We start from the raw sequence: 12534 nt of genomic DNA on the forward strand, positions 1-12534 counted from the left end.
GATGCGTTCCATTCATTCGTCGGTTCGTCCCGCGCAGCAAGGTTTCACCTTGATCGAAGTGATGGTGGCGGTGCTGATTTTTGCGTTCGGCGTGCTCGGCATCGTCGGCATGCAGGCACGGGCCGCGCAGTTCTCGGTGCAGGCCGAAGACCGTGCGCGAGCGGCGCTGCTGGCCAACGAGATCGTTACTCAGATGTGGGCGCAGCAGACCACCTCGCTGGATGAAGCCAAGTTTCTCGTGCCCTGGAAGAAGCGGGTGGTCGACGAACTGCCCGGCGGCGCCGGCAAGGTCGAAGCGGGTGAGGTCACCGTCACCTGGCACCCGCCCTCGCGAGCGAAGGCCGATCCGGATTACCGACTGGTGACCAAGGTGGTGATGCCATGAGCGCGTTGAATCGTCTGAAACGCGCGCGCTTCGCCGTGTCGGCAAAGCGCAGTGCCGTGCGGGGCGTGACGCTCATCGAACTGATGGTCGCCTTGCTGATCGGCTCTGTTCTTTCGCTGGCGGTGTTCGGCATGATGGCCACCTTCGAAGGGCGGCGCCGCACGCTGGGGTCGACGGCCGATCTGCAGCAGGCCGGCACGATGGCGATGTTCCAGATCGACCGCTGGGTGCGCAGCGCCGGCACGGGTTTCGTCCAGTCGAATGCCTATGCCTATGGTTGCGCGTTGTACGCGGCCAAGGCGAACACGCAGATCCTGCCCAGGGCGTCGGCGCTCGATGCGCCGTTCGGCAGCGTCAACCCGGGCAGCAGCGGCGTCTTCCGTCTGGCTCCGCTGTTGATCTTGCCGGGCCAGACCAAACCCGGCGCCAGCAACCAGGCCTCCGACGTGTTGGTGTTGATGTCCGGCGGCGCGGGCAACGGCAGCGTTGGGACCCTGTTCTCCGAAGCGGCCACCGCGCAGCAGCTCAGCCTTGAGAACACGGTGGCCTTCAGTGCCGATGACCTGGTGTTGCTGGCTGACCAGCAGCCATCGGCCAGCGGCGGTGTCGCGCCTTGCCTGCTGACGCAGGCCAAGACTGAGACCCTGGCGCTGGGCGGTGCCTGGTACAAGGACTCGATCGACACGGTCTCGGTGGTCGGCTACACCGACACCGCGGTCGCCATCGATCTTGGCAACGTCGGCAAGAACCGCCCGCCGTCATTCCAGCTCGTGGGCGTGGGAGACCACAACACCCTCTACAGCTACGACCTGCTGCAGACCGTAGACACGCCGCTCCAGGCACGCGCCGAAGGCGTGTTCGAACTGCACGCGCTGTACGGTGTCGACACCGATGGAGATAGCAAGGTGGACGCCTGGGTGTCGCCCTCCAGCGGCGACTACTCACTCGCCACGCTGTCGGCTGGAACGAGCGCCTCCGCAAACTTGCTGAAGAACATCAAGGCGGTGCGCGTCGGCCTCATCTTGCGCACGTCGCTGCCCGAGAAGGATGTGGTCAGCCCCGCCAAGCTCGAGCTTTTCTCGGACATCAACAGCGGCTCGTTGACCTATTCGCGCACCCTCACGGGTGACGAACAGAACTACCGCTACCGCACCATCGAAGCCACGATCCCGCTTCGCAACAACCTTCTGTGATGGCGCGCCGCATGGAACAAGCCTCCGCTCCCCGGCGCCTGTCGAACCGACCCGTGCGGCCAGCGCGGCAGCGCGGCGTGGTGTTGGTCGTCACGATGATTGCGCTGCTTCTGCTGCTGGTGGGCGCCGCGGCCATGCTGCGCTCGGTCGACACCTCGTCGGTGCTGGTCGGCAACCTGTCGTTTCGCCGTGACCTCACTAACCGTGGCGAACAGGCCGTCGTGGCCGCCCGCAAGGCACTGGTCAGCGGGGCACTGAGTGCAGAGACGACGCGCAACGCCAACCTCGCTTCCGCGTACTACTCGGCCGTCAAGTTCGAGAACGCGTCCAGCGGCATTCCCAAGGTGCTGGTCAGCGACTCGGCTTTCACCTCAGCGGGCATGACGGTGGCCGACATCTCGGACGACGACGTCGTTGTGCGCTATGTGATCGACCGCCAGTGCACGGCCGCCGGCGAGTTCGACACCCGCACCTGCGAGGTGGTGGCGCTGGCAGGGGATGACAGCGGCTCCAACTGGCTGCGCAAGCCCGGAGGCGTGTCGCGCCCGCTGTACCGGATCAGCGTGCGCGTGACCGGGCCGCGCAACACGCAAGCCTATTTCCAGACCACTTTTTCCTACTGAGCGCATTGCCATGGATTCGTTTTCTCCCACCATCGCTGCGTACCCGTCCTTGCCTGGCCTGCGCAAGACGTGTGAACGGTGGCTACGCCGATCTGCCTGTTTGCTGCTGGCTGTTGCCGCACTGCCAAGCATCAGCGCCACGGCAGTGACCGTTGACCTGGCCGACCAGCCGCTCTTCGGCACCGTGTCGGTCCCGGGAAACCTGATCCTCGCGCTGTCGGTGGAGTGGCCCACGGCAACGACACCGGCTTACCCGATCTCGACCGAGTACACGCCGGCCAGCACCTTCCTCGGGTACTTCGATCCCGCCAAGTGTTATGCCTACCAAGTCGTCAAGACCGGCACAAACGACAAGCCCGATTACTCGACCAGCTATTTCGCCCCTTCCGCCAAGGCCACCGGTCACGTCTGCTCGGACGGGTGGAGCGGCAACTACCTGAACTGGGCATCCATGCAGACGCTGGATGCGTTCCGATGGGTGCTGACCGGAGGCTATCGGAGCGTCGACACCGTGGGTGAAACGATACTGACCAAGACCTTCGCAGCGAACATCGGTCGCGCGTCAAAGAACCCGGACAAGTCGCTGACGTCGAACATAGCCGGTGCCGTCCCGATGAAGACCTGGACGTCGTTTACCACCAGCGTCAAGAACCAGGGGTCGGCGATGCTGTTCACCGGCGCGGGCGTGAAGGCGTCGCGTGACAACTCCCCAGGCATCGGTTGTCTGAAAGCGAGAAACTGTGTCGACAGCAACAAGGCGGTCGTCGACTTGGGATCGGAGTCCAACGCCTTGCCGGGCACTCTCGATGCGTCGGCTGTCTATCGCATCTATATCAACGTGAAAGTGTGCGACGCGAAGTTCGGGCTCGAAGAAAACTGCAAGCAGTACGGCTCCAGCCACAAGCCCGAAGGTCTGATGCAGAGCTACGCAGGCAACCTGCGCTACTCCGCCTTCGGCTACCTGAACGACTCCAATGACAGCCGCAACGGCGGCGTGTTGCGCGCGCGCATGAACTTCATCGGCCCGACCAAACCTGTGTTGGGCTCGGCGGCCGTCACCAACCCGACCCCCGAATGGGATCCTTCCACGGGCGTCATGCCACCGAACCCGAACAGTGACGATGCCCGAACGGCTGCTTTGGCATTGGGCTTGTCAAGCACGGACATAGCAAACAGTGGGGTAATGAACTACCTGAACAAGTTCGGCTACGAATCCCGCAGCTACAAGACAAGCGACCCTGTCAGCGAGCTGTACTACGCAGCTTTGCGATATTTCAAGCACCAGGGCAACCTCGCCGCCTACACGGACATGCCTGGCGACCGGAAGCTGAAGCTCGCGTATGCCGACGGGTTCCCTGTCATCACGGAGTGGGACGACCCCATCATCTATTCGTGCCAGAAGAACTTCATTCTCGGCATTGGCGACGTCAACACGCACAGCGACGGCAATATCGATGACACATCGATCAAACTCAAGGCGGCAACGAATATGGTTGGCCAACTGGAGGGCTACAGCGGCGACCTGGCCTCTGAAGCGGTGATCCCGAGCTTCGGCAACACCTATTTCATTGCGGGCCTGGCTTACGACGCCCACACCAGGGACATCCGGCCGGACGACAAGGCCATGCCCGACAAGCAGACTGTCAGCACGTATTGGATGGATGTGCTGGAAGACCAGGTGTTCCGCCACAAGAGCCAGTATTGGTTGGCCGCGAAGTACGGTGGCTTCAAGGTGCCCGAGAAGTTCGATCCCTATTCCCGCAACAACGGAACCGACAGCATCGGCGAAGAGAGCGGCTGGCGCACGAACAACGACACCTTGACGTTCGAGACGGACCCGTCCTTCAACACGCTGAGGTACTCGACTGACGGCAGCGGCACCACCGACAAGCGGCCCGACAACTACTTCCCTGGGAATCGGCCCGAGGCGATGAAGGACGGGCTGACCGAAGCCTTCGCCAAGATCGCAGGCGAAGTGGCTTCTGCACACGGAACCGCCTTGGCGACCGCGTCACCCAACGTGACCAGCAGCGGCGCAGTGAGCTACGCGGCGTCATACGACGCCAAGAACTGGACGGGCGCGGTGGTCGCTTCGACGGTCACCTTCGATCCGAAGACCGATGTGCCGACCTCGGTCACCAAATGGAGCGCCCAGGACGTGCTCGACGCTTCGAGCGTGACCGCATCGTCACGCAAGATCGTCACCTGCTGCACCAGCGCCGGCGCTGGCCTGCCGTTCACTGTCTCGGCACTGAAGGGAACCCAGCTGAACTATGCGTCGTTCGGTGCTGTGCCCGGCGTAGCGAAGGATTTGCAATCGGTGTCGGACTACGTTGACTACTTGCGCGGAGACAGGTCGAAGGAGATCGGCAACGCCACCGACGAGAAGAAGGGCAAGTACCGCGCTCGTGCATCTCGGCTCGGCGACATCATCAACGCCAAGCCGCTCGCGGTCGGAGCGCCGAGCTTCCCGTATTTCGAGGTCTACAACCCCGGCTACGGCGCATTCAAGTCCACTCAGGCGAAGCGCAAGACGGTCGTATACGCAGGCACCAACGACGGCATGTTGCATGCATTCGACGGCAGCGTGGACACCAAGGAATCAGGCAGCGAATTGTTTGCCTACATTCCGAGCTTCGTCTACGGAAGCACCAGCACTGCCGGCACCACGGGCCTCGCCTCGCTGGGCAACCCGAACTTCACACACCATTACTTCGTCGATTCGACGCCGGGCCAGTTCGACCTCGACCTGAACAAGACCAGCGGCGCCACTGGCAAGGGGCCTGACTGGCGCACCTTGCTGATCGGTGGCCTCGGCAAAGGCGGCAAGGGCTACTACGCGATCGACGTTACCGACCCCGATCCGGTCACCTCGTGGACCAGCGAGACCGCCATCGCCGGCAAAGTGATGTGGGAGTTCACCGATTCGCGCATGGGCTACAGCTATGGCGCGCCCAGCGTGGTGAAGACCAAGAAGTACGGCTGGGTCGTGGTGTTCACGTCCGGCTACAACAACAGCGATGGCAAGGGCTACTTCTTCTTTGTCAACCCACGCACCGGCGAGTTGCTCGAAGCCGTCGCCACGACAACGGGTTCGACCTCGGCGCCGGTCAACCTCGCGCACCACACGGTGTTCGTGCCGCACTACACCGACATGACCGGCGACGCTGTCTATGCCGGTGACCTGCAGGGCAATCTGTGGCGGGTGGGCCTGACCGGCACCACAGGCAGCTACAGCGCTCCCACGCAGATTGCCACGTTGACCAACGCCGGAGGAGAGGCCCAACCCGTGACGACCCGTCCCCTGGTCGAGGTAGACCCCAATTCGTCGAAGCGCTACGTGATGGTCGGCACCGGTCAGTTGATTGGCGAAAGCGACATCACCAGCAAGTCGGCGCAGGCGTTCTACGCCATCGTCGATGGTACGGATGCGTTTGGTGGTTTCTACACGAGCGGCACGGCCAACAGCACGCTGCCCAACGGCGCCTCGTTCCCGGTCACGCGCAATGCGCTCCAGGCCAACGCCGATCTGCTCATCGGGATTGGCAGCAAACCCACCTCGGTGATGGGCTGGTATTTCGACCTGCCCGTGAGCGACAACATCGCGCAGCGTGTCAACGTCGATGCCACGGCCAACCGGGGTACCGTCGCGTTCATCGGCAACCTCCCCGTGGGGTCGGCCTGCGAGTTCTCGGGCACCGGCACGCTGTACGCGGTCAACTTCGCCACCGGGCAGACCGTGCTGCAGAAAGTAGACGATGCGACAACACCCGGCAACGGCGCACCCGCGACCGTCAGCCTGATCGCATCGTCCAAGCCCATCAAGGGCACCCTCACCGAGGTGAGCATCATGCGAGTCATCGGCAAGCTGCGCCTGTATGCCGGCGGCAGCACCGGTGACGTTGTCCACGCACCCGCCAACCTGAACACCGCCGCCGGCGTCAAGCAGCTGAACTGGCGCGAGGTTCCGCTCTCCGAGTGAGCGAATTCGAGATGAGGCACCGCCACGCTTTGCGAGGCTGCGCTGCGGTACTGCCTGCTGTGCTGCTGGCCCACGCCGGTGTCGGCGGGTTGGTGATGGGCGGCACGCCGCGCAGCAGTGATACGCCGCACCGGCCCGTGATGGTTGCGCAGATCGTTGCCCCGGCGCAAGCCGTGACGCCGACGAGCCTGCACGCTGCCCCGCTTGCGCAAGACCCACCAAGCCGGCAAGAAGCGCTTGCAGCGCCGGAAGCGCCCGTCCCACAGACCGGTGTGGCCGCCTTCGCCGACTTCAAGCCGTCGAGGGATCTGGATCGCGCGGCTGTGCCCCGTTCAGCGCCCGACGTCTCGATGCTAGAGGGGCTGCACTTTTCGGGTCTGCCGATGCGCTTGCGCCTCTACGTGGACGCCACAGGCAAGGTCGCCGACGTGGTGGTGCTGCAAGCCACCGATGACGACGAGGTGCTGGACCGTGTGCGCCACATGTTCCTGTCAACGGCCTTCATTGCCGGCCGTCTTCGCGGCGAGGACGTCGCGTCCTACAAGGACCTTGAGCTGGTGCTGACGTCGCCGGGATAACCCGGTCCGAGTGCATGGTCAGCGCTGCTTTGCTGATGGTGGTGAGGTCCGTATTCCTGCGCACCACCGCTCGCAGTGGAAGTGCGGCCTCGGCTGGGCTACGCTCGCGGTATTGCTCGTCCGCCCGGCCGGGCCTGTTTTCTCCGCGCCCGCCAGCATGACCGACAAACTCCCCGATCGCAGCGTCAGCCAAATTGTGCTGATCGTCGACGACGTGCCCGACAACCTGTCGCTGCTGCATGACGCGCTCGACGAGTCGGGCTACACCGTGCTGGTGGCCACCGACGGCGAAAGCGCCTTGCAGCGCGCCCTGCAGGCCGTACCCGACATCGTGCTGCTCGATGCGGTGATGCCGGGCATGGATGGTTTCGAGGTCGCGCGCCGCCTGAAGGCGCAGCCGGATACCGCACACATCCCCGTCATCTTCATGACCGGCCTCACCGAGACGGAGCATGTGGTGGCGGCGTTTGCGGCGGGTGGTGTCGATTACGTCACCAAGCCCATCCGGCCGCAGGAGGTGCTGGCCCGCATGTTGGTGCACCTGCAGGGCGCCCGCCAGGCGCGCCAGGCACGCAATGCGCTGGATGCCTTCGGCCACGCCACCATGGCCGTGCACGTCACGCACGACACCAGTGCCAACCTGCGCGCCGGCCGCGCCGTGTGGCAGACGCCGCTGGCGCGCCAGCTGATGCACACCTACTTTGCCGTGGCGCCCGGCCAGGTGCCCGAGGTCTTGCTCGAATGGCTGCGCGAACAGTCCGACCTGGGTTCTCAAGGGCTCGAGCTGAAGCCACTCACGATCACCCGCGAATCGAAGCAGCTGGTGTTCTCTCTGCAGGAGCGCACCAGCGACGACGACTGGCTGATGGTGATGCGCGAGGTGTCGGACGCCGCCGTCGTCGACGCGGTGCTGCAGGCCTTCAAGCTCACGATGCGCGAAGCCGAGGTGCTGTACTGGGTCGTCAAGGGCAAGACCAACCGCGACATTGGTGACATCCTCGGCAGCAGCCCGGCCACCGTGAAGAAACACCTGGAGCACGTGTTCGAGAAGCTGGGCGTGGAAACGCGCAACGCAGCGGCGTCGCTCGCGATGAAGAAGGTGCGCCTGCTGGCGGGGTAGCGCTTGCCGATGAGCCGAGTTCTCTTCGTGTGCGGCAAGAACCGCTGGCGCAGCCCGACGGCCGAGCAGGTGTTCAGCGAACACCCGGGCATCGAGTGTTCATCGGCCGGGCTGAGCCACGATGCCGAGACGCCGCTGTCCGTTGAGCTCATCGAGTGGGCGGAACTGATCTTCGTGATGGAGAAGCTGCACAAGACGAAGTTGTCGGCGCAGTTCCAGGCTCGCTTGGGCGGCAAGCGAGTCGTCTGCCTGAACATCCCGGACAACTACCGATTCATGGACGCAGCGCTCGTCAAGCTGCTGCGAGTGAAGGTCACGCCCTTTCTGCCGTAGCCACGTCGCCGCGGCAGGCACTCAGGCGCCGCGGTGCGCGTGCGGTGAATGCGTGCGCAAGCGGCTGAAGCCGAAGCCGACCACCAGCACGCCAAGCGCCCCCAGCCCGATGACGACGCGCGAGCCGGCGATGCCGATCAGCATGCCCGCGGCCCAGACGCCAGCCGTCTGGCCCATGTAGAACAGCGACGCGAAAGACGCCACCGCCGCGCCACGGCGCTCGGGTGCCATCTGCGTCGCGTTGGTCTGCAGGGTGTTGTGCAGCATGTAGAAGCCCAGGCCGGCGATGAAGCAGCCGGGGATCGACCACCACCAGGTCGGGCCGAAAGCCACCAGCGCGAGCGACAACGCCATCAGCACGCCGCCCCAGAGCGCCATGCCGGCTTCGCCGAGGCGCTTGACCATCCACTTCGACGCACCGGCGAAGAGCAGGCCGCCCATGCCGAACAGCATCACCAGCAGGCCGGCGGATGCCAGCGAGATGGCGAACTGGGCATGCAGGTGGGCGGCGATGAACGCGAAGCACCCATAGAGAAACCCGCCTTCGAGAAACACCGTGAGCAGCACCACGCGGGCCCAGGGCTTGGCCAGCACCGCGCCGAACTCGGCCACCGTGCGCTGGACCACGTGCCCCGCCACGCGCGAGGTGAGCTTGGCCTGCGCCGGCAAGCGCTTGTCGAGCGACAGCAGCGCGATGCCGATGCCCAGGAAGATGGCCGCGATGCCGATGAACGGCCAGTGCCGGCCGAGGTGATCGGCCGCCAGGCCCCCGACCAGCACGCCGGTCGACAGGCCCATGATCTGGCCCACGAGAAAGCGTGCAATCACCGGCTGGCGGATGGCGTAGGGCACCACGTCGCCGATCCATGCCATCGACAGCGGGATGACCGCGGCCGCCGTTGCGCCCGACAGCAGGCGCGCAACGATCAGCGACTCGAAGTTGGGCGCCAGCCCGCAGGCCAGCGAGGTGAGGGCGGAGGCCATGCAGGCCCAGGCCACGACGACGTACTTGCCGTAGCGATCGCCCAGCGGCCCGAACAGCAACTGCGAGAAACCGTAGGCAATCGAGAAGGCCGTCACCACTGACGAGGCACCGCCCAGCGACACGCCGAACTCCATGGCCAGGCGGGGCAGCAGTGGGTCGGTAATCCGCAACGACACGCCGCTGGCAAAAGCCGCCAACGCCAGCAGCAGGATGGCCTGCGCGGGCACAGGCAAGGCGTCGGGCGGGGCGGCGGAAGTGAGGGATGGGGCAGGCGAACTCATGTGCCGCGCCAGCATAGCCGTGCCCATTTGCCGGTGCCGATGYAGGGTTGAACCCATGGAGTTCGCGGGCGCAACGAATGAAACTTGACGAGGTAGCCACGAAGCGCGAATGAAACGCAGCGCCGCGACCATCCGTTTCGGAGCATCGGCCCGCAAACGCGTCGGCAGAGTCGCTCCGACCTTCAGGAGGAATGCGACATGAACATCGAACTGGGCCACCGCGTGAAGACCTTCGGCCTGGCCGTGGCCGTGCTGTTGGCGACCGTGGCCGCAGGCGGCAATTGGCTGGACCACAGCGTGCCGCTCGACGGCGTTGCCACCTCCACCGAGCCGCTGTCGCCAACTGAAGGGGAGTCGCAGTTCGTGCAGTCGGGCGGCTTGGTGCCTGACGCTTGCGGGGACGCTGACTCTGCGGAAGGCGATGGGAATCCGTCGGGCAACACGCGTATCGCCACGGCGTCCTGAATCGCGGCACCGTCGCCACCCATCCTGGGACTGGTCACCGACCAGGCTCTGCGGCATGCTGTCGGTCGATGTATGCCCAGATGCGACGGTCCATGACAGATGAAGTCCAGAAAATCCGAGAACGACTGCAAGATCTTCATGACCAGCACACCACGGGATTCGTGGACGACGCTCAGTACGCAGAGAGCCTGCTGATTCTGGAGAGAAAGCTCGTTGAAGCCGTGATGAAACAGGGCGCCGATGAGGCGCCCGGCCTGAAGCACGTGGCTGCCGAGTTGCCGCCGACGGAGAAAGAAGTTCCGCGGCCACAGCGAGCGCGCGCGAAGTGGCTGTCCTGGCTGGCTGCGGCCGCCTCGGTTCATGTGTTGGCAGTCGCCGTCTACTGGTGGTCAGCCTCGCGCGATGCGTTGGTTCGGCCCGCCGCTGCTGAGATCCCGGTGCCGCAGCCCCCCATTCCACAAGCGAGCGCCGAGACCAGTTCGCCTGCAGCCCAGTCGGCCGCCGAGATTGAGATGGCCACGCCCACTGTCACGCCGGGCGATACCGCCATCACCGGCACGGTGACGCTCTCTCCCTCGCTGGCTCAGCGTGCCAACGCCACCGACACCGTGTTCGTCTATGCGCACGCGCTGAATGGGCCGGCCGTGCCGCTGGCAGTGATCCGCAAACAGGTGAAAGACCTGCCGATCGATTTCAGGCTCGACGACAGCATGAGCATATGGTCCACGGCCAAACTGTCATCGGTCTCGCAGGTGATCGTGACCGCCCGCGTCAGCAAGAGCGGAGATGGCAAGGCGACGAAGGGCGACTTGCAAGGCGTGTCGCCCGCCATCTCGGCAGGAACATCTGGCCTGCAGATCGAGATCGGCAGCGTCGTCGACAAATAGGCCGCAGCCTCGCTGCCGATTTTCAGATCGGCGAGAACACGAAATCGCCGGCTTCGTGGCCGGCAAAGCCGATCGGTGCGTACTGCGGCTTCTGCTCGATCTTGAGCCGTCTGGCGAGGTGGGCAAAACGCGCGCTCACCGACTGGTACAGCTCCTGCGCAGCCACCGGTGAGTTCACCTGCGACAGCACGTCCAGCAGGCTGCGTGCGAACAGCGAGTGCTCGATGCTGCCGCCGTCGACCACCGGCTCAAGCCCGCCCGAGGTCATCGCGACGCGAGCGCGTTGCTTGCTCAGCTGCTTGAGCGGGCTGCTGCGTTGTTCGAGCGTCAGCGCCTGGTCCACCGCAGGGACCAGCGAGCGCGTCAAGGTGCCCGAATAGCACGAGTCGGCGATCACCAGCACATGCCTTGCTGTCATGGCCGACAACTGGTCGGTGACATCGATCACCGACACCCACTGCGCGAGATCCTTTTCATCGCCATCGACAGGAATCCAATAGCCGCGGGCGGTGACGGAGTCCATCTGTCCGTGGCCGGCGTAGTACACCACCACCTGGTCTTGCGGCCCGACTTGCTGGCGCAGCTTGTTCAATGCAGACAGCAGCTGCTGCCGCGTGGCGTCTTGCAGCAGCGTCACCTGGAAGCCGAAGCGCTGTTTCAGCACGTCGGTGACGGCCTGTGCATCGGCGCGTGGCGTGTCGAGCTTGGGCCAGTGCTGGTATTGCTGGTTGGCCACGACGAGCGCGAAGCGCTTGCCAGGCAGAAGCGGCGCCTGAGCGCCAGCCAGCACGCTGGTGGAGGCGCTCACCGCGGATGCTGCTGACGAGGTGGCCAGCGGCGCGGAGCGTTGCACCAGCGTCAACTCGCTTTGCGCCTGGGCGCCGGTGTCGTCTTCGGCTTGCACCAGCACAATGGTGCGAGCATCCGTCACCGTGACGGGAATGTTCAGCAGGCCTTGTGCGTCCGGTGTCTGCGCCTGACCGTTCACTCGCACGGACTTCAAGCCCGCGCTGCCCGCCACCCGCACGATCACGTCGAGAGGGCCGGCCGCGCTCTCCAGCACCACCGGGCCACCGGCCGCGCGGGGAACCGGCGAGGCACCGACGGGCGAGACGAAGTCCACGCGCAGCTTGTCGGAGCGTTGGAGCGACAGGCCGGTGACCAAGCCACCCGTGGCCTGGTTCACCAGCTGGGAGACCCGGTTCAAGGTGTCCATGGAGCCGACGGCCTTGTTGCCCGCGAGCATCACCGACTTCTCCAAGAAGCCGGCCAGGTTGATGAGCGAGCGCGCGTCGCCCTGCGCTGCGGCCTTCTCGTACCAGGACTTGGCCATTGCCTTGTCGCCGCGCTGCTCGAAAAGCTCACCCACGGTCGTCTGCGCTTCCGGGATGCCCTCGGCGGCCATGGGCAGCCACATCTTGATGGCGGCCGTCTGGTCTTGTGGCTCGACGTACTCGCCACCGCCGGCCTTGCACTGAGCGGGCGTGTTGCGCACCGCCTTGCGCGGCATCACGCTCGTGCTGAACGCGCCGAGCCGGCGCACCTGGCCCGGCAGCAGGCAATGGACCAGGCCGGCAGGCGCGGCGTCCACAGCCGCGTCGGGCTTGTCAGCCGCAATTGATGCAACGCTCCACATCAGGCAGAACACGCCCACACCGCTCGCCAGAGAGCTGGCGATCACACGCTGGAGTGCCATGACGGA

At 65.1% G+C, this 12534-nt stretch carries 11 protein-coding genes; 9 read left to right on the forward strand and 2 right to left on the reverse strand.

Features of this window, described 5'->3' with window-relative positions; all coding sequences use genetic code 11:
- Position 1: 1 nt before the first annotated feature.
- From pilV to AC1DYS_RS07015, 7 genes are all read left to right on the forward strand, one after another.
- Entirely contained in the window at positions 2–385 is a 384-nt protein-coding gene (pilV, locus tag AC1DYS_RS06985) for a type IV pilus modification protein PilV (protein WP_477897446.1), read from the forward strand.
- Positions 382–1578, forward strand: a complete 1197-nt coding sequence (locus tag AC1DYS_RS06990; protein ID WP_477897448.1) for a PilW family protein — start codon at positions 382–384, stop codon at positions 1576–1578. Before pilV ends, AC1DYS_RS06990 begins: the two co-directional genes overlap by 4 nt.
- Positions 1579–1589: 11 nt before the next feature.
- The gene (locus AC1DYS_RS06995) at positions 1590–2201 is read left to right on the forward strand and encodes a pilus assembly PilX family protein (RefSeq protein ID WP_477897450.1); all 612 of its coding nucleotides are present in this window, start codon (positions 1590–1592) and stop codon (positions 2199–2201) included.
- A 10-nt stretch (positions 2202–2211) separates the two neighbouring features.
- Positions 2212–6183 (forward strand): pilus assembly protein, encoded by a 3972-nt coding sequence (locus AC1DYS_RS07000; protein WP_477897452.1) that lies wholly within the window; start codon positions 2212–2214, stop codon positions 6181–6183.
- 11 nt (positions 6184–6194) lie between these two features.
- Positions 6195–6761, forward strand: coding sequence for a hypothetical protein (locus AC1DYS_RS07005; protein ID WP_477897454.1), 567 nt, complete (start codon positions 6195–6197; stop codon positions 6759–6761).
- 157 nt (positions 6762–6918) lie between these two features.
- The gene (locus AC1DYS_RS07010; protein ID WP_477897456.1) at positions 6919–7881 is read left to right on the forward strand and encodes a response regulator; all 963 of its coding nucleotides are present in this window, start codon (positions 6919–6921) and stop codon (positions 7879–7881) included.
- Positions 7882–7890: 9 nt separating this feature from the next.
- Complete coding sequence (locus AC1DYS_RS07015; RefSeq protein WP_477897458.1) at positions 7891–8214, forward strand: low molecular weight protein tyrosine phosphatase family protein; 324 nt, start codon at positions 7891–7893, stop codon at positions 8212–8214.
- Between the two features lie 21 nt (positions 8215–8235).
- Here the strand turns inward: AC1DYS_RS07015 and AC1DYS_RS07020 are convergent, their stop codons facing one another.
- Entirely contained in the window at positions 8236–9480 is a 1245-nt protein-coding gene (locus AC1DYS_RS07020) for an MFS transporter (protein ID WP_477897460.1), read from the reverse strand.
- A 198-nt stretch (positions 9481–9678) separates the two neighbouring features.
- Between AC1DYS_RS07020 and AC1DYS_RS07025 the strand changes: the two genes are divergently transcribed.
- Complete coding sequence (locus tag AC1DYS_RS07025) at positions 9679–9945, forward strand: hypothetical protein (protein ID WP_477897462.1); 267 nt, start codon at positions 9679–9681, stop codon at positions 9943–9945.
- A gap of 161 nt (positions 9946–10106) precedes the next feature.
- The gene (locus tag AC1DYS_RS07030; RefSeq protein WP_477897464.1) at positions 10107–10832 is read left to right on the forward strand and encodes a c-type cytochrome biogenesis protein CcmI/CycH; all 726 of its coding nucleotides are present in this window, start codon (positions 10107–10109) and stop codon (positions 10830–10832) included.
- A gap of 22 nt (positions 10833–10854) precedes the next feature.
- Here the strand turns inward: AC1DYS_RS07030 and AC1DYS_RS07035 are convergent, their stop codons facing one another.
- Entirely contained in the window at positions 10855–12528 is a 1674-nt protein-coding gene (locus AC1DYS_RS07035) for a caspase family protein (protein ID WP_477897466.1), read from the reverse strand.
- Positions 12529–12534: the final 6 nt, after the last annotated feature.

The sequence above is a fragment of the Rhizobacter sp. P2_G4 genome (genome assembly GCF_056403575.1).